The sequence below is a fragment of the Sphingobium sp. genome, assembly GCF_003248505.1.
In the GTDB taxonomy this organism is placed as follows: Bacteria; Pseudomonadota; Alphaproteobacteria; order Sphingomonadales; family Sphingomonadaceae; genus Sphingobium.
The window spans coordinates 1-18912 of record NZ_QFOA01000067.1 but is presented as its reverse complement, the minus strand read 5'-3'; the positions used below and the strand labels follow the sequence as shown (position 1 = coordinate 18912).

General features: G+C 59.5%; 19 protein-coding genes. 11 read left to right on the top strand and 8 right to left on the bottom strand.

Features of this window, described 5'->3' with window-relative positions; all coding sequences use genetic code 11:
• Positions 1 to 57 precede the first annotated feature (57 nt).
• The 3 genes from DI606_RS16045 (at position 58) to DI606_RS16035 (ending at position 4404) form a co-directional block, all read left to right on the top strand.
• The gene (locus tag DI606_RS16045) at positions 58 to 402 is read left to right on the top strand and encodes a phospholipase D-like domain-containing protein (protein WP_293984798.1); all 345 of its coding nucleotides are present in this window, start codon (positions 58 to 60) and stop codon (positions 400 to 402) included.
• A 155-nt stretch (positions 403 to 557) separates the two neighbouring features.
• On the top strand, positions 558 to 3143 hold the full coding sequence (gene clpB / locus DI606_RS16040; protein WP_293984795.1) for an ATP-dependent chaperone ClpB: 2586 nt from the start codon (positions 558 to 560) through the stop codon (positions 3141 to 3143).
• A 244-nt stretch (positions 3144 to 3387) separates the two neighbouring features.
• On the top strand, positions 3388 to 4404 hold the full coding sequence (locus tag DI606_RS16035) for a hypothetical protein (protein ID WP_293984794.1): 1017 nt from the start codon (positions 3388 to 3390) through the stop codon (positions 4402 to 4404).
• 171 nt (positions 4405 to 4575) lie between these two features.
• Here DI606_RS16035 and DI606_RS16030 read toward each other — a convergent pair whose 3' ends face one another.
• Entirely contained in the window at positions 4576 to 5319 is a 744-nt protein-coding gene (locus tag DI606_RS16030) for a hypothetical protein (protein ID WP_293984792.1), read from the bottom strand.
• A gap of 89 nt (positions 5320 to 5408) precedes the next feature.
• On the opposite strand from DI606_RS16030, the gene DI606_RS16025 reads away from it, so the two are divergent.
• Complete coding sequence (locus DI606_RS16025; RefSeq protein ID WP_293984790.1) at positions 5409 to 6263, top strand: hypothetical protein; 855 nt, start codon at positions 5409 to 5411, stop codon at positions 6261 to 6263.
• A gap of 111 nt (positions 6264 to 6374) precedes the next feature.
• On the opposite strand, the gene DI606_RS16020 is transcribed toward DI606_RS16025, so the two are convergent.
• Complete coding sequence (locus DI606_RS16020) at positions 6375 to 6944, bottom strand: hypothetical protein (protein ID WP_293984788.1); 570 nt, start codon at positions 6942 to 6944, stop codon at positions 6375 to 6377.
• A gap of 52 nt (positions 6945 to 6996) precedes the next feature.
• On the opposite strand from DI606_RS16020, the gene xth reads away from it, so the two are divergent.
• A complete protein-coding gene (gene xth, locus DI606_RS16015) occupies positions 6997 to 7833 on the top strand; it encodes an exodeoxyribonuclease III (RefSeq protein WP_293984786.1) in 837 nt (278 codons plus the stop codon).
• Positions 7830 to 8102, top strand: a complete 273-nt coding sequence (locus DI606_RS16010; protein WP_367119484.1) for a DUF3253 domain-containing protein — start codon at positions 7830 to 7832, stop codon at positions 8100 to 8102. The genes xth and DI606_RS16010 overlap by 4 nt, the downstream gene beginning before the upstream one ends.
• A gap of 33 nt (positions 8103 to 8135) precedes the next feature.
• Here the strand turns inward: DI606_RS16010 and DI606_RS16005 are convergent, their stop codons facing one another.
• From DI606_RS16005 to DI606_RS15990, 4 genes are all read right to left on the bottom strand, one after another.
• Positions 8136 to 8609, bottom strand: coding sequence for an NADH dehydrogenase ubiquinone Fe-S protein 4 (locus DI606_RS16005; protein WP_293984785.1), 474 nt, complete (start codon positions 8607 to 8609; stop codon positions 8136 to 8138).
• 38 nt (positions 8610 to 8647) lie between these two features.
• The gene (locus DI606_RS16000; RefSeq protein ID WP_293984784.1) at positions 8648 to 9154 is read right to left on the bottom strand and encodes an Hsp20 family protein; all 507 of its coding nucleotides are present in this window, start codon (positions 9152 to 9154) and stop codon (positions 8648 to 8650) included.
• Positions 9155 to 9235: 81 nt separating this feature from the next.
• Positions 9236 to 10141 (bottom strand): YfdX family protein, encoded by a 906-nt coding sequence (locus tag DI606_RS15995; RefSeq protein WP_293984783.1) that lies wholly within the window; start codon positions 10139 to 10141, stop codon positions 9236 to 9238.
• Between the two features lie 18 nt (positions 10142 to 10159).
• Positions 10160 to 10495, bottom strand: a complete 336-nt coding sequence (locus DI606_RS15990; protein ID WP_293984781.1) for a DUF5335 domain-containing protein — start codon at positions 10493 to 10495, stop codon at positions 10160 to 10162.
• A 183-nt stretch (positions 10496 to 10678) separates the two neighbouring features.
• Between DI606_RS15990 and DI606_RS15985 the strand changes: the two genes are divergently transcribed.
• The 5 genes from DI606_RS15985 to DI606_RS15965 all read left to right on the top strand — a co-directional run bounded on the left by DI606_RS15985 (position 10679) and on the right by DI606_RS15965 (position 17017).
• The gene (locus DI606_RS15985; RefSeq protein ID WP_293984779.1) at positions 10679 to 11320 is read left to right on the top strand and encodes a helix-turn-helix domain-containing protein; all 642 of its coding nucleotides are present in this window, start codon (positions 10679 to 10681) and stop codon (positions 11318 to 11320) included.
• Positions 11321 to 11400: 80 nt separating this feature from the next.
• A complete protein-coding gene (locus DI606_RS15980) occupies positions 11401 to 12135 on the top strand; it encodes a Crp/Fnr family transcriptional regulator (RefSeq protein ID WP_293984778.1) in 735 nt (244 codons plus the stop codon).
• Between the two features lie 1540 nt (positions 12136 to 13675).
• Positions 13676 to 14269 carry a hypothetical protein gene (locus DI606_RS15975; RefSeq protein WP_293984776.1) on the top strand — a complete coding sequence of 198 codons (594 nt, stop codon included), beginning with the start codon at positions 13676 to 13678 and terminating at the stop codon, positions 14267 to 14269.
• Between the two features lie 191 nt (positions 14270 to 14460).
• Positions 14461 to 15204, top strand: coding sequence for an ATP-binding protein (locus tag DI606_RS15970; RefSeq protein WP_293984774.1), 744 nt, complete (start codon positions 14461 to 14463; stop codon positions 15202 to 15204).
• 97 nt (positions 15205 to 15301) lie between these two features.
• Positions 15302 to 17017, top strand: coding sequence for a cation:proton antiporter (locus tag DI606_RS15965; RefSeq protein WP_293984772.1), 1716 nt, complete (start codon positions 15302 to 15304; stop codon positions 17015 to 17017).
• 282 nt (positions 17018 to 17299) lie between these two features.
• Here DI606_RS15965 and DI606_RS15960 read toward each other — a convergent pair whose 3' ends face one another.
• Positions 17300 to 17911 (bottom strand): HdeD family acid-resistance protein, encoded by a 612-nt coding sequence (locus DI606_RS15960; RefSeq protein WP_293984770.1) that lies wholly within the window; start codon positions 17909 to 17911, stop codon positions 17300 to 17302.
• A gap of 182 nt (positions 17912 to 18093) precedes the next feature.
• Entirely contained in the window at positions 18094 to 18792 is a 699-nt protein-coding gene (locus DI606_RS15955) for an AI-2E family transporter (protein ID WP_293984768.1), read from the bottom strand.
• Positions 18793 to 18912: the final 120 nt, after the last annotated feature.

Sequence of the window (18912 nt, the reverse complement as noted above, 5' to 3'; positions counted from 1 at the left end):
CAGCACCGCAAGTTCGCCGCCTAACATCAACCCCCTGACGAGGTCCGCACTCCGCTAATCTACGCCGCGAGTTGTGCCGAATGTTCTGACGACGGACAATTCTCGGTTGACGGCGAGCGACTCTTCATCGGCTCGTTCAATCTCGATCCACGATCGATAGAACTAAACACCGAGCTCGGCTTCGTCATCCACAGTCCGAAACTCGCAAAGGAGGTCGGATCGGTATTTGAGCAACTCGCACCGGAGGCCGCCTACGAACTGAGACTGCAGGATGGTGGGCTCAACTGGATCGAGCGCCATGACGGCCAGGAGATTGTCCATGCCGAAGAACCGAACATGACCTTGGGCGACCATCTTATGATTGGGTTCGCCCAACGCCTGCCGATCCAGTGGCTGCTCTGACCCACGGACACATGCTTAATCGCAGTGGACTGCAGCATGGCGTGATCTGAGAAACCACGATGGACTGACAAAGATCAGCGTGAACATCAAACCGATGGATAGCCTGTCCCGAAACCGGCGGACTCACCGCCTCTCATGCGGGACAGGAGAATGCGATGAACCTTGAGAAGTTTACCGATCGCGCGAAGGGCTTCCTTCAGGCGGCGCAAACTGTCGCGATCCGGCTAAACCACCAGAGGATCACCCCCGAACATATACTGAAAGCTCTGCTCGAGGACGAACAGGGTATGGCCGCAGGCCTGCTGAAGGCAGCGGGCGGGGACCCAGGCATCGCTGGCACTGAAGTCGATGCCGCCCTTTCCAAGATGCCGGCAGTGACCGGATCTGGAGCGTCACAGCCACCGAGCTTGGACAACGATGCCGTCCGCCTTCTCGATCAAGCCGAGCAAATTGCCCAGAAGGCTGGAGACAGCTTCGTCACGGTGGAACGCCTGCTTCTCGCTGTCGCCATGTCCAAAGCGGGACCTGCCGGCCGAGCGGTAGGGAAGGCAGGCGTCACGCCTGAAAAGCTGAACCAGGCGATCGCCGAGCTGCGTCAGGGGCGATCCGCCGATACCGCCAGCGCCGAGGATCGCTATGACGCGCTCAAGAAATTTGCGAGAGACCTGACCCAGGCGGCAAAGGATGGAAAGCTCGACCCGGTCATCGGCCGCGACGAGGAGATCCGCCGGACGATCCAAATCCTCGCACGTCGCACGAAGAACAATCCGGTCCTCATCGGCGAACCGGGCGTCGGCAAGACCGCCATAGCGGAGGGGCTTGCCCTAAGGATCGCCAATGGAGACGTTCCCGACACGCTCAAGAACCGGACCCTGATGGCGCTCGACATGGGGTCGCTCATTGCAGGCGCAAAATATCGTGGCGAGTTCGAGGAGCGGCTCAAGGGCGTGTTGGACGAGGTGAAGGCGGGCGAGGGCCAGATCATCCTCTTCATCGACGAAATGCACACGCTGATCGGTGCCGGCAAGACTGACGGCGCGATGGACGCCTCCAACCTCCTCAAGCCTGCACTGGCCCGTGGCGAACTCCACTGCATCGGAGCGACAACCCTCGATGAATATCGAAAATATGTGGAGAAGGACCCGGCCCTTCAGCGCCGCTTCCAGCCTGTGTTCGTCGGCGAGCCGACAGTGGAGGACACGATCTCCATCCTCCGGGGACTGAAGGAAAAATACGAGCTCCACCACGGCGTTCGCATAACCGATGGCGCGATCGTAGCAGCCGCGACGCTGTCCAACCGATACATCACTGACCGCTTCCTACCCGACAAGGCGATCGACCTGATGGATGAGGCGGCAAGCCGCATACGGATGGAAGTCGAAAGCAAACCTGAGGAGATCGAGAACCTCGATCGCCGCATCATGCAGCTACAGATCGAGCGCGAGGCATTGAAGAAGGAGTCTGATTCCGCATCCAAGGACCGCCTCGCGAAGATCGAGGAGGAACTTGCCAATCTGGGCGAGCAGTCCTCCGAACTCACTGCACGGTGGCAGGCCGAACGGGAGAAGATCAACGCCGAAGCGAAACTAAAGGAGCAGCTCGAAGCCGCTCGACTGGAACTCGAGCAAGCGCAGCGGTCCAACGACCTCTCCAAGATGGCGGAACTCAACTATGGCACGATCCCAGCGCTCACGAAGCAGCTCGAGGAAGCGCAGGCCGATAGCGGCGGCGCAATGCTCCGTGAGGAGGTGACTGCCGACGACATCGCCGCTGTCGTCGCGCGGTGGACAGGCATCCCAATGGAACGGATGCTGGAAGGTGAACGCGAGAAGCTCCTCCAGATGGAAGAGGAACTCGGCAAGCGCGTGATCGGTCAGGAGGACGCCGTGCGCGCGGTATCTGCAGCTGTCCGGCGGAGTCGGGCGGGTCTACAGGACCCGAACCGCCCTCTGGCTTCGTTCCTGTTCCTCGGTCCGACCGGGGTAGGTAAGACAGAGCTCACGAAGGCGCTGGCCGAATTCCTTTTCGACGACAGCAGCGCGATGGTCCGGATAGACATGAGCGAGTTCATGGAGAAGCACGCCGTCTCCCGTCTGATCGGGGCGCCTCCGGGCTATGTGGGATACGAGGAAGGAGGGGTTCTCACCGAGGCGGTGCGCCGGCGCCCCTACCAGGTCGTCCTGTTCGACGAAGTAGAGAAGGCCCACGCGGACGTGTTCAACGTCCTTCTGCAGGTCCTTGACGATGGCCGTCTCACCGATGGTCAGGGGCGCACCGTCGACTTCGCCAACACGATCATCATCCTGACGTCGAACCTAGGCAGCCAGTTCCTTTCCAACCTGGCGGACGGGGAGAAGGTTGAAACCGTCGAACCGCAGGTGATGGAGATCGTGCGAGCCCATTTCCGGCCGGAATTCCTGAACCGTCTCGATGAGATCATCCTCTTCCATCGCCTTGCTCAGGAACACATGGGCCCAATCGTCGACATCCAGATCTCGCGGGTTCAAGCCCTCCTGAAGGACCGAAAGATCAAACTCGAACTGAGCGAAGGCGCCAGGGCTTGGCTTGGCCGTGTTGGCTACGATCCCGTATATGGCGCGCGTCCCCTGAAGCGCGCCGTCCAACGCTACCTTCAGGATCCGCTTGCTGACCTGATACTTCGGGGAGAGGTAATGGATGGCGGGGTAGTGAAAATCGACGAGGGAGATTCCGGCTTGGTCCTTACGCCCCGCGTCGAATGACTATGACAGGCCGGAATCCGCCGCTTGCTTCCAGCCTCGTTCAGCGCCGTGGTTGGAACAACCTGTCATTCCCCACTCGGTTTTCCAAGTGTTGGCTTAGGACGCGAGCCGACCATCGCGCGTTTGGCCGCCTTAGCTCATTGGAAAAGCGATGCCGCGCCGGTTGCTGCCATCCAACTCTTGGTTAAGAGCTGTGCAAAGCTGGCGTCAAATTGCAGCGTGTCTAGGCTGCTGGACGATAACGATGGAGCGCCGGGTAAGACGACCCGGCAACCTAGTGCGCTGTAAGTCGCTTGAACTATCAACGGATCCGGAATGCAATTGCATGGCTCGACGAGGACAGGAGCAGATAATGGATAGAAGCAGCTCAAGCGCCCCACCCCTGACCGACCAGGTCAGCGCGGCCATGCTTCACAATGCTGGACTGTTCCTCAAGAAGGCGGCGGAGGAGATTGCAGCTCATGGAGACGATTCGAACGCGGCCTTCGATATCGACCGTGCGACGCTCGTCACCGTCCTCATGCAGATAGCAGTCGAGCTCTCGGCGACGGCCTTGGTCCTCAAGCATGAGGGATTTGTGGGCGTGACGAAGCCGAAGGACCTGCCGGCGACGGATGCCGAAGCGAAGGCGCTTTGGGAAGCGGGCAAGATCCGAACAATCAACTTCGAGCAGATCAAGCCCAAGGCTGCTAAATACCTGGGGGACGAGGCATTTTGGCTCAATGTCGATTTTCTCCAGCGCGCCCGAAACAAGCTCGTCCATTTCCATGCGCCGATTATCGAGGGGGATCGGTTCGACCTCAAGTATGACGCTGTGCAGGTCCTCCTGCAGATCATCGCGGCGCTCCGACGGACGGAGGAGCATGAGTTCGCATTCGGCGCGATGAACCTTCTTGGGCTGGAACTCTTCAATAGGCTTGTGCGAACCGAACACTATCAGGAAGAGGCAGCCGCGCGTGCGCGGGAGATCGATCCTAATCCACATAGGTGCGGCTGCTGCGGGGCGAGGGCCTATCTAAGGGATGACGATACCTGTCTCACCTGTGGCTACTCCAGCGAGGAGACGTTCCTGCGGTGTCCAGAATGCAGCAAGCGCGCCGTATTCTACGATCATCTCAACCTCGACGCCAATCCATGGCTCAAGGCACGATGTGGTCAGTGCGATTGGGAGGGGCTCGCGGCAAGGTGTCCACCTTGCGAAGTCGACTACCTGATCGAGAGACACGCCCTGCCGATCTGTCCCCATTGCGAAGATGCCTGAGCGCGCCCAGCAGCCCTCAATCTACTCACTGCCATATCAATTCTCGTTCAGGCCGAAGGCCGAACGTGTGTGGAGCCGTAGCTTCCAGGTTGCCTCGAGACGGACGACTTCGTCCTGATCCAAGTCTGGAGAAACCCGCTGTAGGATAGTGAAACGAAAGGTCGAGGGGTCTCAACCTTGCAGGCGCTTGTTGCCCCCGTGACCGCTTGCAGCATAGTTTAGCCACCGGCCAAGCAAATTGGTGCTGCCATAAGCCGAGCCGACGTAGGATCTTCCGTCCCGCTCGTCCCAGATGAGGTAGATCCCACGCCATTGCTCCAGAGCCGCCTTCATGCGGGTCGGCAGGATCTGCAACTCCGCCCAGCTATAGTCCAATTGGTCCCACGGCGGGAGTTCGCCCGCGAATGCGCTGTCCTCGCGGATCGCGAGCACCGGTAACGGTGTCTCGCTAGCCCTGCGTCCCCACGAGCGATGCGGCGGCCACTCGATGATGAGTTTGCCGCGCCAGTCTTCGTAGTTTGGAAGGCGCCGCAGATCGAAGTGGAGTCTCTCCTCCCGTCTCTCCGCCTCGGTCCAGCCTGGATTTCCGAGCCCGTGAAGCTCAATCTGTTCGGGCATCGCCCAAAATTGCTCTCTTGTGATTAGCTTGGCATCGGCAACGGCATATAGCGCGACGAAGACCGCCTTGCCGGGCTCATACTCGATGAAGGACGCGAGATGGCCTCCTAGCCGCTTTGTGAACGAAAGCTCCATCTGGGGTCCTTGATAGGACTGATAGGCCTCGAACAGGTCGAGCCTTACGCCTGCAAGCAATGGCAACGTTCTACGGAAACTCGGCTCAGTTGGCCGATGTCGCAGGACGAATGTGCGCTTCGGATCGATAGCCGCCGCCCTTAGCAAGTCGTTCAGTTCCATAGGTCCCCATTTATCCGCAAAAGTAACATGGCTCAGCTAACCCCAGCCATTGCAGGTAGACAGAGATGGCTGGCATAGACAGACCTGTCATGGACGCGCTCCACATCATCGACACGCTCTACGTGAACCGAATTGTCTGGATACGTTCGCTCGTTGAAAGCGAGCTTGGCCCCTCGCTGCGCATGGCAGAGGACCTAGCCATGCTGGCGGTTGGAGGCGGGACCGAGTTCGAGGAAGTTTCCGTAGATGGCCGCGACATGCTTCTTAGCCTGCTCCACGCGCTGGCTGAACGCGCGTCCGAGGGACTGCGCCCGATCCTACATTTCGATTGTCACGGGTCTGCCGATGACGGACTTGCCCTCGCGAATGGCGAAACCCTTGGATGGGATGAGCTTGCCGAAGCCCTTCGCGGAATAAACGTGGCTACCGGCAACAATTTGGTCTGCGTCTTTGCCACATGTTTTGGCCTGCACCTCGGCAAGACGCTCACATTGAGTCGACCAACACCTTGGTATCTAATGATCGCGCCCGAAGGCGAGGTCACGCTTGAAACGCTTCAGACCAAGACCCGTCGCTTCTATGAGGCTGTCGAGGCGTCAGGTAACATCACGCAGGCGCATGCCGAGACATTTTCGCCCGAGCTACAGCTATTTAATTGCCAGGGTCTGTTCGCTCGCTCGCTGGCACGCTATGTCGCGACTTACGGAAGCGCTAAGGCAGTGGCCCAACGTTCGGAAGGCTTGGTCACGCGCTCGCTCGCAAATAGGGGCATCTCGGGAAACCGTCACGAACTTCGCAAGGAGAGGCGGCGCATCAAAATCGCGCTGAAGCCCAGTCAGGCCCTGATCGATCAATTTGCTACATCCTTCCTGATTGGTAGAAAGCCAGGACTGGGCCTTGCTGAGCTTCGCCGGCTAGCAGAAGCCGAGCGCCGACGGACCTAGGCGACTTAGCTCGCGACCTCTGCATCACAGAAGGAGCATCATCGCGGCATACAAGCTCTTGGCTACTTGCCACAGTAAGTTACAAGCAGCCGTATGATGTCAGAGCGCCAACTAATCTGATTGGCTTTGCCAGTCCTCAAGTGCCGCGCGGTAGGCTTCTTCCTCGGCATCGCGCCGATCTCCGAGCCCCTTCAGGGTCTCATCGCGCTCACGTCGAAGATCATCCCGCTTCTTCCTGAGCACCTCGATCTCTCGATCGAGCGCCTTAACAGCATCGGCGAATTCTTCTGTCCGGCGATCGAGTTCGGCATCCGCCCGTTCCAGCTTTCGCCGACTTGGCTTGGGCTGTTTCCTCTTGCGAGGTTCAGGCTTCGAGGGTGCAACCTTGGCTGCATCCTCTTCAAGGGTTCGCGATTGCTTAGATTCCGTAGCCTTCCGCCCTTTGCCCGCTGCAGCGAGGTGCTGAGCAGCCGTTCCTTTTGACAACCGAATGACCTTCCCGGGCTCCGCCAAGGCCGCCTTGGTCAGCTTGGGATCTGTGACCTGCTCGGCGATCCCACTAGCGAACAGATCGGTCCGGGCGCCCCAAGCCTCCAGAGCAGCCTTCCTGCTCGTCGCGGCGACATACGCATCTTGGAACCCGGCTGACGTTCGGAATACCTTGAGAGGTCGTTTGGCCATGAAGGGCGTAACGCCGGAGGAACGACTTCGTCGCTCGCCGGATTACAGTTCCATGAAGATCGCGACCTACAACGTGAACGGGATCAACGGGAGACTGCCGGTGCTCCTCCGTTGGCTCGAAATGGAAGAGCCGGACATCGTATGCCTTCAGGAGCTGAAGGCGCCGGACGACAAGTTTCCCGAAAACGAAGTCCAAGCGGCGGGATATCAGGCGATCTGGCATGGACAGAGTCGCTGGAATGGCGTCGCCATCCTCAGTAGGGAGGGCGAGATGCACGAAACTCGGCGCAGCCTCCCCGGCGACCCGATAGATGACCAGAGCCGATACATCGAGGCCGCCGTCAACGGCATCTTGATCTGCGGACTCTATCTGCCGAACGGCAATCCCCGCCCCGGTCCGAAATTCGACTTCAAATTGAAGTGGTTCGAAAGACTGGAATCCCATCTACTGAGCTTATTCGATCTGGACGCACCAGTGATCTGCCTCGGGGACTTCAACGTTATGCCGGTCGATCTCGACGTCTACGCTCCGGATCGATGGCGAGAAGACGCGTTATTCGCACCGGAGGTGAGAGCCGCCTTCGCGCGCCTTCTCAAGCAAGGATGGACCGACGCCCTGCGGCATCTTCATCCCGACGAGGCGATCTATACCTTCTGGAAATACTGGCGTGGCGCCTTCGAGCGGAACGCGGGTCTTAGGATCGACCATGCCTTGCTCAATGATAAGGCGCTCGCACGCCTATCAGCCGCCGGTGTCGATACGACACCTCGAGGGTGGGAGAAGACAAGCGACCACGCACCGATGTGGATCGAACTCGACGGGAAGCCCAGGAAAAGGGAGACCATCAACGACCGAGCGGGCAATGCCAGGAAGCGGCGTGCGTCATGACTGAACGCATGTCCCAGCAAGACGTGTCGCGTGCAGTCCTCGCCGCGCTCGCGCAACGCTCAGCGTCTGCTACCGTATGCCCCAGTGAAGTGGCTAGGTCACTCGCAGCGTCGAACACGGAAGAGTGGCGAGATCTGATGCCCGTTGTCCACGAGGCCGTCGACGAACTGCTAAAGCGAGGGGCAATTGAGCTTTCTTGGAAGGGAACGCCGCTACCCGTGCGGTCCGGCCCCTATCGGATCAGCCGCTCGAAATCAGATCGAGATTAGAAACGCCATTCCCACCTTGCGCGTGGGTCGTGTTCAGTCCTTATCGTGGTCGAGATCGTTCAGACGCACAGGCGGATCCAGCTGGAAACGTTGCTGATTGACCGGTTTGCAGGTGTGCGAGCCGGGATCGTGCACTTCGAAGCGAAGCGCGATCCGTTGGCAGTAGTCCACCGCAGCCTCCTGCGAGGGAAACCGAATGTCCAGATTGTTCAAAGCGTCTTCGCTCCCAGTCCAGCCTGTCAGCGGATCGACGATCGGCTTCGCTCTAGGAGCAAAACGGAGCCGCCATTCGTGTCGCCTAGCTAGTCCGCCATGCGGCGGCCCGGAATCAAGCGGCTCGATTATGCCGACGGCATCCTCCGGTAAGGACGAGAGATACCTCAGCCACCAACTATCATCCGGCGTGTTCCGCCCGTGAGCGGGAGGAGCGTAGTCCTCGATCGAGGTATCGAGATCCTTCCGCTCCCCAGCGTCCGCACGCCGTTCGGAACCCAACCTCTTTCGCATCAGTCTCCTCCCTTACGAACTTCAGAGGTGCGGCAGGGCTATGCCGCAGCCTCCTTCTCGTCATCCGTCGCCTCGTCGTTTTCCGCTTCCTTAGCGGGCTGCTCGGTAATTGCGGCTGGCGCGACGGAGATCTCGACCTTCTTGGGCTGCATCGCCTCGGGCACCTCGCGACGCAAGGTGACGGTGAGAAGGCCGTTGTCGAAGGTTGCGTTCTCGACGACCACGAAATCGGCGATTTGGAAATGCCGCTCGAACGAACGGATCATGATCCCGCGATGCACGAACTTGTCGTCGGTAGGCTGATCCACCTTCCGTCCGCTGACGGTGAGCATGTTCTGCTGGGAGACGATCTCGATCTCCTCCGGGCGGAAGCCAGCGACCGCCAGGGTGATCTTGAAGTGGCTGTCGTCGAGCTTCTGGAGATCGAAGGGTGGATACGCTTCGGACGGGTCCTGCGTCGTCGCATTCATGAGGTCGAAAAGTCGGTCGAACCCAACGGTGGAACGGCGAAACGGCGCAAGGTCGAGGAAGTTTACAGTTCGCACGGCAGTCTCCTTTCGATGGTGATATTGATCGGCGCCCCACGTCCTGATCCCCCTGCGGCGACGGCTAGGCCGCCGCCGCCTTCAATTTTTCTTCGGCTGGCTCGACTCATTCGCCTTGCCGAACATGGCACGGATGCGATCGAAGATTCCGACGCCGGACTTCTTGTCCTTCACACCCTCTTCGATCTCGTCCACGGTCTTCAGCAGTTCCTTCATCTCGTCCTTCGTGGCGTATCCAAGCGCCTGGCCGAGCTTGAGCTGGTCACGCGCAGTTGAGAGAAGCTGCTTGATCTTAGCGTCGTCCGCGGCGCTCCTCGTGCTGACAGCTGCCAGCTTTCGCGCTTCCTCGATTGCGGCGCTGGCGCGGATCAGAGGCAGCGGATGGATGACGTCGTGCACCACGATCGTGCCGAGAGCGGTCACCAGCGTAGCCCTTGCTTCGGCAAGTTTGTTCTGGGCTACCAAGGCAGCCGCCGACTTGATCGCTGCAGGATAGGTAGCCAGCGGGAGATTGCTGATGCTCACGACGCTTTCGCTCGCGAGCCCCTCGATCAGGTGGCGTGCGTCCTGGACGCGACCATCCTCGAGCGCATCCTCAGCGGACTCCCGCAAGGCCTTCACCGCATCAACCGACGCAAGAAGGTCATGACTCGCGACTGATACATCGACAGGCGCCAACGCTAGGTCAGGATTCTGGGCGAGAACGATCTCGAGCTTACCTGTCGCGTTCGCGAGCGCCTCCTTCGCTCCCGCTGCATCCTTCGCATCAAGTGCAGCTATGGCGTTCTCCGTCTCCTGGAGTGCACTCACAGCATCTTTGAGGAGCTCGTCCCGGTTTCCTTGGACCGGCGCTGGCGATGTAGGTGCTGCCTTGCTGTCGACCACCGTCGCCGAATTGTTCGACGGCCCATCGCCGGCCTTCTTGTCGCACGCCGTAGCGAGCAGGAGAGTCGAGAGTGCCGCAGTGGCAAGCAGATTGCGCTTCATTGCAATTCCTCCGGTCCCTTAGTTTGTGGGCGCTGGCAGCGCCAGCGGACGCGTCAGCTTGATAAGATGGTTCGTTCCATCGCGGTCGATCACTGCGAGGGCTGAGAGACCATCATCTCCCTCCTCGACGTAGATCGCCTCCGGATGGCGAATGAAGTGGTCGAGTCCGTCGAGAATCACCCCGACTATGTCGTCCTTGTGGTCGTAGAAAATGCCGGAAATCGGCACGTGATCGGCGGCGATCTGATCGCCAAGTTCAAGTGAAGCGACCTCAATTTCTGCCCTCAGTCCTTCGAGGCTGCGGGCTATGCGATTGAGATACTGCGTCCAATCCGATTTTGGGATGAGGTTCACATCTCTGCTCCTTCGCTGGAGCCCGAGAGATCGCAGCAGTCCCAAATTGCCACTCTGACATACGTCAGCCCCAGGTGAATCTTCTTGTGGTTCATGGTGGTGGGGCTTGAAACTGCATGTGACATATGTCACATAGCATTATATGAGTTACAAACTATGGATATGCCTGCAGGAGGGACTTCGATGAACCGTGGGCGTCGGGTTGTCCCGCCGCCCCTCGGAAACGGCTTCAACTCGAAGCTGATAATGCTGGGCGAGAGACAGGAGTTGCCGACCAACTCAGGATCAGACGGTCTCTACTGGGTGTTGTCCGGTGCCGTGCAGACGAGCGTGATCTCTGAGGACGGACGGCGATGGATAGGCGGATTTCATCTGCCGGGTGAGTTCATATGGATCGAACGCGACGTGGTGCACAGCCAGTTCGCGCAGGCGCTGTGCAACACCTCCCTGATCATGACGGACCGCAAGGTTCTGGAGAACCTGACGGAGTTCGATGACTTCACCTGCGGGACGATCTGCTCATGGTTCCTTAAGGCGAACCGGGCGTCGCTCAGGACTGGATTCCTCCTAGGCAGGTCGAATGCCGCGGAGAAGCTCTCCTTCTTCCTGATCGATCTGATGCAGCGTCTCGAAGGCCGTCCGAAGATGCACCTACTGATGTCCCGCGCGGAGATCGGTGATCACCTCGGCCTCACCAGTGAAACCGTGACGCGGACTTTCACAATGTTCCAGCGCCAGCGTTTCATCGAGGTCGATGGCCGTCACGTGGAGATCAAGGATCCCAACGGACTGATGCGCCTCGCATCGGCAATTTTCACGGCATGATGCAAACTAACTTCGGTCAGTCCGTGTGACATGTGATCCGCTCTCTGCTATCGCGCACGCGTGTTAGGGACCGGAGGCATATGAAGTTTATCCCGTGCGAGGATTGCGCCCTGCGGAAGATGGCGCCTTTCAAGCAGTTCACGACGCCCGAACTCAGCTATGTCAGTTCGCTCAAGAGCGGGCAGGTCGAACTCCCTCCCCGGACGATCATCATCGAGCCTGGCAAGTATGATGGCCAGCTTTTCACACTCTTCTCCGGGTGGGCATACAGGTATCGTGTGGGACCGTCCGGTCTTCGACAGATTATCGATATCCTTTTGCCTGGCAGTCTTATCGGACTTCAACAGCTCGTCCTGGGCGCCTCCGACAGCGGCGTGGAGAGCCTCACACCGGTGACACTGTGCGTTCTACAGGGACGGTCGCTTAACGACATGTTCGACGACCATAGCAAGCTGTCGAGTGCGATGGTGTTCGCCCTCATGGAGGACGAGCGTCGTGCAGACCGTCGCATTGAGATGGTAGCGAAGCAGAGCGGCCCCGAGCGTCTTGCCTACTTCCTGCTCGAACTCGTGGATCGCCTCCAGCCGCTCGGGCTCGGCAATGATTCCATGAGCTACTTCCCTCTCCAGCGGCGCCATCTTGCTGACCTCCTGGGACTCTCCGACACCCATGTCAGCCGGTCGATGACGGAGCTACGACGAGACGATCTCGCCACTATTGGCGCCAATTCCCTGGTCATCCGTAACCGAGCGACCATGGCCAAGCTATCGGGCTACGTTATTGGGGAAGCTGAGCACCAGCGGCTGCTGCTTTAGCTCTATGTCACCGGATAGATATCTCTGGACGGACCACAAAAATATTCTTCCGTGATTTCATCGCGAAAAACGCAGATAAGGGGTTGAGCACCCTCCATTCTATCTAAAATCCATCACACCGCATCCCCATCCTATTGAATAACTCATCAGGCTCCCGCATCATTACTTACGATTTGGGTTAGGGGGCCTCTTGTGAGATACTCGATATTCGTGCTTCCGCTTGCACTGTCAGGTTGCGCTGGCGTCTCGTTCAACCAATTGAACCCAGACCTATCTGCCAAGTCTGCGCCGCAGGGCGCAGTCTACTACCTTCCAAAACCCATACTTATCGTGACCGCCGATCCTAAGCTCGCATCGGTTGGCGGAGATGTCGCCGGCCCAGGAGCAGTCCCCCCGCCAGCACCTGCACCGGCACCAGCAAAAGCTGCACCGGGCGCGCCTCCTCCCGCGCCTGGGCCAGCCGTCCCTGGGCATGCTGGAGGATGGGGAGCAGCGCCGGTCGGAGGCGCGGACGAAGAGAAACCGAAAGAGTCGGCAGCTGCGCCGGCAGGTGGCGGCGGCGACCAGAGCTTTTCAGTTGCGGTGCCGGGCTATACCCTAAAGCTGGTTTACGTTCCTGACCGCAGCCGTCCGATGCGATTATCTGTTCATGCCGGCTTCGGGACCGCAAGCCTTAAACCTACGCTGCAGAATGGATGGATGCTGACTGGCTTCGACGCATCAGCCGACAGCAAGGCTTCAGAGATGCTGGCCTCAATCGCCTCCCTTGTCACCGCAGCGAAGGGTCCAGCCGCAGCAACGGAGTCAGCGAAAGGCGGTGGTCTGGATCCCGCAGCTGCTACGGACACAAGTTCCATCCTTCGTCCAGGTATGTATGATCTCAGATACGGCAACAATGGCAATCTCATTGGCCTCTGCCCACTGACCTATTTTACGAGCAACGGACCTATTGTCCCTGAGACAAAACCCACAGGCTGCTAATGAAAGAACTTCGCGGCAGCTTCCCGCACCGGGCGGTGGCACTCGGTATTCGTGGACTAGACGCCACGGATCCGATTTCAGTCGGCTTTATCGTCGAGCCACAAGGTGGAATGACGAACTGGTGCTGGGCTGCCGTGTCTGCGAGCGTCTCCCGCTTCTATCCCCGTCCGCCATCAAAAAGTATGTGCGAGGTAGCGAGTGGCGAACTCCAATCCGACTGCTGTCGATCTCCGCGACCATGCAACAGAACTTGGACGTTGGACGCGCCGCTCATTCAAGTCGGTCACTTCCGGGCTAGAGCAGGCGGTTGGCTTAACCCGGAAGACATCGCGAGGGAACTGGTCGCACGAAATCCCATCCCGATCTGCGTCCAATGGCGCAATCGCGGATACCACTTCCTTGCAATCTACGGCATGCAAGATTTGGGGGGTGGCAACATACAGGTCTGGTTGACCGATCCTATCTACGGTCAGAGCGCTATTGCTGGAGGTGCCCTCGTCAACGGAGGTTACCAAGTAGCCGGCGGTCGTTGGACCGATACCTATGTGTTGAACCCCTGATGGCAATATCGTCCGAAATCTTCGATGGGGAACTTCCGGGGCTGGAAGAAGCACTATTGGCAGCGCTGCCAGTGCTAGACCCGCAGTTCGCAGAGGGGCTGCTTGCCGAGGCCACTAATCTGCTAGGCCCCTTCACCTCCTATTCCGCTGATCCTCGAGATTTCGTCCAACAGCGTGAGGCATCACCAGATGGATGGAGAGGGCTGATCGTCAATGGCGACGCCCCCCTCGCAGTGGTCGACGTATTCAAAGGTGAGCTTGAAACGCCTTCATACGGATTCCGTGGTGGTGACGCCGCTGGAGCAATGGCAGCAGCCCTTCGTATCGCTCAAGGTTTTGAAGACGATGATCGGCATTATACCGTTCGATGGCTCTCGCTACCTGAAGTCTATGTCACCGCGCTGTGGCTGATCGGGCCAACCACTCTCTATATTCCTACGCGTCTCGGAAGTTCTGAGCGTCCGATGATCGAACCCATCGCAGAGGATGCTTTCATCGCGACAATAAGGACTTTGGTCGCGGAGGCCACTGAAATGCCAGGTCCGGACGGCGACGACGATTCGCCTCGTTCAGGCCTGAGCCGACGAGGTTGATCAATATGGGGCTTCCATTCCTACACGATCGCAAGGCCGGAAACTTCGCCAAGGCCTCAGCGTCCGCGAATTCTCTGTCCCCCACCTGACATACCTCAGTCTCCGCCTTTGCCGATCAGCTACGACTTCAGGGCAAGCGGCTTCGACAGATGCCGCCTCGCCATCTGAACTCGAACAGCGGAGGCGTAGCAGTGGAAATTATCGTAGCGGAAAGCGTCGTGGCTCCGAGCACGAACGCCGTCACACCCGACCTTCTGATGCGCGGCATGGCGCACGACCTGAAGAACATGCTCGCGGTCATTTCTTCCGGCGTTGTTTTGCTGGAGCGAGAGGGGAACCATCCCAAACGGGAGATGATCTTCGAGGGAATGCATAGGGCTATCGGGAATGCCGCCGTTCTTGCCAAGAGCATCGTCTCGATCTCGGGCGATCATGGCCAAGCGCCGGAAGTGACGACACTGCCATCGACCATTGATGGGCTCTCCCTGCTTGTCGAACGATCCTTCGGACACGGAGTGGTGCTGCAGAGGAAGTTGCCTCCCGATCTTTGGCCCATCAAGGTCGTGCGGACGTATCTCGAGTTCGCTCTGCTCAACCTCCTCGTCAACGCATCCGACGCGATGCCGAATGGCGGGGTGGTCACCGTCGAGGCTTCGAATGCCTTCCGAGGAAAGAGCAACCTTCCTGGCGGTGTGGGCGACTTCGTCCGCATCGTTGTCTCGGACACGGGAACGGGAATCCCACCCGAGACCCTCGCACGCGTCTTCGAACCTTTCTTCACCACGAAGGATCGGGCCAGGGGCACCGGCCTGGGACTTGGCCAGGTCCGCAGGTTCGCCGAACAGCATGGCGGCGACGTTGTCATCGAGAGCGCCGTGGGTCGCGGGACTCGGGTCATTCTGCACCTTCCCCGAGCCGTCCTCCGCAAGCGCTGAACTGCGGCGGCCGGGGGCGACAGGTGCTTGCCGTTCCGCCGCCGCCACCGAAAACGCACGATCCGCCCACGCCAGCCAAACTAAGGAGCCAAGTCGCGTGGAAGAAGCTCTAGTCCAGACATTCCTGCTGATCAGCGCGGCATTTGTCGCCGTTGCCCTACTGACCCGGCTACGCCTCTCCCCCATCGTGGGCTATCTCGCTGCCGGCCTCCTACTTGGCCCAACCGGCCTTGGGGTCATCTCCCATCATGCCGACGCGACCCACTTCTTCGGGGAACTGGGCATTGCTTTGCTGATGTTCGTGATAGGGCTCGAATTCTCGCTCCCACGGCTCATGGCAGCTGGGAAGTCGGTCCTCTTTCTAGGCGCTGCCACGCTTGCCGGCACTGGCGCTGTCGTCACCGCCCTCGCCCACCATCTGTGCGGAATACCCTTCCTGCAGTCCGCGATCATAGGCGGCGCCGTGGCCATGTCCTCGACCGCCATCGTCCACAAGCACCTCATCGATACCGACGAGACTGCAAGCCGACACGGCTTGGCAGCGACAGGCATCGTGCTGTTCGAGGACCTCGTCGCCCTTGCACTGATCGCCCTCGTATCGGCCCTCCACGGCGCTACCGGATCAGATGAGATGGAGCACGTCCTAGGCAAGCTCGCGGTTAGCCTGGTCGCGTTTGCTGTCGTGGCGTTGCTCGCGCGGCGGACGCTCGGCCGCTTGCTTGGGTGGGTCGCCCGTTCAAAGGTCAACGAGGTATTCCTGCTTGCCGTCCTCACGATGGTGGTCGGCGCCTCTCTCGCCGCACAGTCGGTGGGCCTGTCCTTGCCGCTCGGCGCGTTCATCGTGGGAATGATGGTGGCGGAAAGTGACTTCCGTCATCAGCTTGAGGACGAGATCAGGCCCTTCAGGGACCTATTGCTCGGAGTCTTCTTCATCACTGTCGGGATGTCAGTGGACTGGGCAGAGATCAGCGCCGCCCCCGGCCTGACGATGGCTATCTTCGCAACCATCATCGTTGTGAAGTTCGCTGTCGTTTTCCTCGTAAGCATGGTCTCCGGGATGGGCTCAGGTAGCGCCCTGAAGGCCGGGCTGCTACTCGCACACGCCGGCGAACTCGGGCTCCTCGTGATCGAACGGTGCCTTGAGGGTTCATTGCTTTCACCCGCAGTCGGACAGCCAATACTCGGGGCAGTCGCAATTAGCATGCTGACAGGTCCTATGCTCGCCCAGTTGGGAGACCGTGCCATCAATTCGCTGAACGTTCCGACCGATAAGGACGACCTTGATCATGCTGAAAGTGATGTGCACGCCGCTGGCGGAGGATTGGACAAGCACGTCATTCTGGCTGGTTGTGGTCCAGTAGGGCGCTTGGTCGCAGTGACGCTCGAAAACGCCGACATCAGATATCTTGGGATTGAACGTAACGTGGATCGCCTACGTCGTGCACAAGCCGACGGTCACAAGGTCGTGTTTGGTGACGCCACCCGCCCGGGCATCCTCGACGCTGCTGGCGTCGTCCGGGCTCGGGCGATGGTCATTCTCGTGAACGACTGGCACCGATCCACGAAGATCATTCGGGAGGCTCGACGCCTGAATCCTTCGCTTCAGATCATCGCGAGCCTCCGCGACGATACGCACCTAGCGGAGCTTGTGGAGGCAGGAGCCTCGCACATCTTCCCTGAAAACTATGCATCTGGGCTGGGGCTGGCGGCACAGGCACTTATGTCCCTAGGTGTGCCGCCAGCTGAAGCCATGGACAAGATCCGCTCGATCCGGGCCGAACTCAATCCGGAGCTTCGATTGCTTCCAACCTAGGTAAACCTAATAGGAACCGCCCAGGGTCCAACTTGGAGGGTCGCTAGCCGGGAAGGATTCGTCGATTGCTTCATCGACCGGATCGACCTCCAACCCGACATTATCCGTCGGGGTTGCAGTGCCTTTCTGCTCTTGTCTCGCCGTGTTGGTGGACGCTGGCTCGCTATCTTCCTTCGTCTTCCTCGCATCTGACATTTCGCTATTCCTCCAGATTTTGAATGTGGCGCTAGCCAAGGCTCTGCCCCAGCAGGTTGAGCGGCCGGGCTTAGCTACGAACTAAGTTCAAGCCTTCCGCAGGCGCAGGCCGAGGCTCAGCAGGACGACACCTGCGATGATCGCATAGGTGCCGATCACCCACGCAGCGGATGGCAACGTCGCGAGCGGGTCGACGAACAAAAGGACTGCAATGCTCGTTCCGAGGAGTAGCGATAGCAGGCCCGAAAGACCCATCAGCCACTCTCCTTCGATTTCCTTCCGAAGTCGGATAGCGGCTGCGATCTCCAATGCGCCGGTCATGATCGCCCATACCGACAGCATCACCAATGTCATGAGCGCGTAGCCGATCGTCATGCCTATGGGCATCATCACGAACAGTGCTGCAACTGCGATGCCGATCACCCCGCGCAGGATGTAGACCCACCAGCGATCCTCCTTGTGCCGCGCGCCGTTGACTGCCGCCACGAGGGACAGGATGCCATCGACGGCTGCATAGACCGCGAAAACCATGGTGAACGCGAAAAGCGCGCTGACTGGAAACAGGAAGCACACTAGGCCGAGCCCGAGCGCGAGCACGCCTCTCAGGACGATCCACTTCCAGTTGCGGCTCATCGTGCCGAAGCCGGGCAGCAGTTCGCCCCGCTCGTCGATAGTCACTTTGCTAATCGAGACTTCCACGCCAATGCTCCTTTCCTGTGGTGAACGAAGCGCCAGTGCGCGGTTCCCGTGCTGGAGAGGCGGCACAGGATTGGATCCACTCACTGACGCGCGATCAAGCTACCCTGCTGGCCGATCAGGACGGCCTGACATATGTCAGGCAGGGTTCAATCAATCTCCCGAGCCAACGCTCATTCCTCAGATCATTCCCCGTCGATCTTCACGTCCTTACCTAGAAGAGACCGAACGTAGATGCGCTTCGTGAGGACAAACAGGACGATCGTCAGCGGCGCCGCGAGCAGAACACCGAGCGGACCGAACAGCATGCCAGCGGCAAGGACTGAGAAGAGAAGCAGCGCAGGCGGCACGTCCACAGCTTGCTTCTGGATCATGGGCTGTAGGAAATTGCCCTGCAGCTGCTGAACCAGGAGGAAAAGGACGACAGTCCAAAACGCGGTCATTGGGGAATGAGTGAACGCCAACAAGACTGCTGGAACACCCGCGATGACCGGACCGATCATCGGGATGACATCGAGAAGTCCCGCGATCACCCCCAGGCCGCCGGCGGATGGAACACCGAGGACGGCCAGACCGGCCCAGGTGAGCCCAGCCACGACAACCGAGGAGACCGCCTGTCCCTTCATCCAGCCATTCAGACCTCTCCACGCGTCACCGAGACTGGCTTCCGCGACATTGATGGCCTTTTCCGGAACGAGGTGTAGGAAGCCGCGGCGGTAGACGTCAGGATCGGCGGCGAGAAAGATCGCAGCGAATATGACGAGGACGAGGTTGGTAAGGCCGTTCCCCACCGCGAGCATGTAAGGTCCCACGCTTGAGATGACACCAGACATGCTCTTCTTGCCCTGCTCCAAGGCGCCATTCACCGCCTCGCCGAGACCCATCTGATCGAGAAACGCCTTGAGGTGCCGATTCCGATGAAGCCGCCCCTCGTTTCCGAGATGATTGCGCCCCTTCGTTCCGAGATGATGTCGCCCCCCCGGAGACAGGGCCGTGCTGGCTAC

Bases quoted from the DNA above. Each gene is read 5' to 3' on its own strand.
- clpB (WP_293984795.1), top strand. From the start codon at position 558: ATGAACCTTGAGAAGTTTACCGATCGCGCGAAGGGCTTCCTTCAGGCG.
- DI606_RS16035 (WP_293984794.1), top strand. From the start codon at position 3,388: ATGGAGCGCCGGGTAAGACGACCCGGCAACCTAGTGCGCTGTAAGTCG.
- DI606_RS16030 (WP_293984792.1), bottom strand. From the start codon at position 5,319: ATGGAACTGAACGACTTGCTAAGGGCGGCGGCTATCGATCCGAAGCGC.
- DI606_RS16025 (WP_293984790.1), top strand. From the start codon at position 5,409: ATGGACGCGCTCCACATCATCGACACGCTCTACGTGAACCGAATTGTC.
- DI606_RS16020 (WP_293984788.1), bottom strand. From the start codon at position 6,944: ATGGCCAAACGACCTCTCAAGGTATTCCGAACGTCAGCCGGGTTCCAA.
- xth (WP_293984786.1), top strand. From the start codon at position 6,997: ATGAAGATCGCGACCTACAACGTGAACGGGATCAACGGGAGACTGCCG.
- DI606_RS16010 (WP_367119484.1), top strand. From the start codon at position 7,830: ATGACTGAACGCATGTCCCAGCAAGACGTGTCGCGTGCAGTCCTCGCC.
- DI606_RS16005 (WP_293984785.1), bottom strand. From the start codon at position 8,609: ATGCGAAAGAGGTTGGGTTCCGAACGGCGTGCGGACGCTGGGGAGCGG.
- DI606_RS15995 (WP_293984783.1), bottom strand. From the start codon at position 10,141: ATGAAGCGCAATCTGCTTGCCACTGCGGCACTCTCGACTCTCCTGCTC.
- DI606_RS15985 (WP_293984779.1), top strand. From the start codon at position 10,679: ATGAACCGTGGGCGTCGGGTTGTCCCGCCGCCCCTCGGAAACGGCTTC.
- DI606_RS15980 (WP_293984778.1), top strand. From the start codon at position 11,401: ATGAAGTTTATCCCGTGCGAGGATTGCGCCCTGCGGAAGATGGCGCCT.
- DI606_RS15975 (WP_293984776.1), top strand. From the start codon at position 13,676: ATGGCAATATCGTCCGAAATCTTCGATGGGGAACTTCCGGGGCTGGAA.
- DI606_RS15955 (WP_293984768.1), bottom strand. From the start codon at position 18,792: ATGGGTCTCGGCGAGGCGGTGAATGGCGCCTTGGAGCAGGGCAAGAAG.